We start from the raw sequence: 1,000 nt of genomic DNA, 5'->3' as shown, positions 1-1,000 counted from the left end.
CCATGGCTTATCGCAGAGTATCACGTCTTTCATCGCCTCTTGCTGCCAAGGCATTCACCAAACGCCCTTCTCGCGCTTGATTTGATCCAGAAAGAGAAAGACACGACCTTTTTGTCCTACCGCCTATTCGGCTACTTGAGGACATGAACTCTTCCGGCCTTCGGCCTTCACAGTTCGGGGGTCGGATCAATCGAGACCGCCCAGCTGGTAACTAAAGGCAGTCATTCTTCTGAACCAAAAGCATACTTTCCCGCCTTCCATCCTGGAACCCACGCTGCCGATGTCGGTCGGCCCCGCGTGGAGAATAGAAGACATGCATGATCGTCAGATCATGCGGGTTAGTGTACTTGACTTGGACAACTCTGTTCGTTTCAGCCGGGATAGTCGTGGACAGGCGAGGAAACACCCGTGTCACAACCCGCTCATCCGAAGATGAGAACGACTGAGATCAACGCCACACTCGGCGCGATCAAACAGTGTTGATTGATTTTCTCTCTATACGATGTCAATTGGTGTGTCCGTCATCCTTACGGGTGACTTGGACGTTCATCCGATTGGATGATCCAGCACTCAATCAAGTGCTCGATGATCAAATCGAAAGGTAAATGGTGGAGCCTAGGAGGATCGAACTCCTGACCTCCTGAATGCAAATCAGGCGCTCTCCCAGCTGAGCTAAGGCCCCAAAAATTTTGGTGGGTCGAGGAGGACTTGAACCTCCGACCTCACGCTTATCAGGCGTGCGCTCTAACCACCTGAGCTACCGACCCAGTTGATTTTGCAAAAGCAAAATCGACGTTGCCCGACAGGCGCTTTTGCTTGCAAAAGCTGCCGAGAGGGCCAGACCTCACAGCGTTGTAGGCCTGATGTGTTCTGAAGAGATATGAGGACGGCTCGGTCCATGAGTTTGATCAACTTTGTTTGTTGATCTTCTGCTAAGTGTATCACGAGATTTGCGAACAAATCTAACTAGATACATCCTTAGAAAGGAGGTGATCCAGCC

2 tRNA genes are annotated in these 1,000 nt (G+C 51.0%); both read right to left on the bottom strand.

Annotation, left to right across the window (positions count from 1 at the left end):
* Positions 1–606 precede the first annotated feature (606 nt).
* Positions 607–682: transfer RNA gene (locus ACR0D7_RS19395), tRNA-Ala, on the bottom strand.
* Positions 683–690: 8 nt separating this feature from the next.
* A tRNA-Ile gene (locus ACR0D7_RS19390) sits at positions 691–767 on the bottom strand.
* Between the last annotated feature and the right edge of the window lie 233 nt (positions 768–1,000).

It is taken from the genome of Ruegeria sp. BB7 (assembly GCF_056539365.1).
This window is presented reverse-complemented; position numbering and strand designations above follow the sequence as displayed.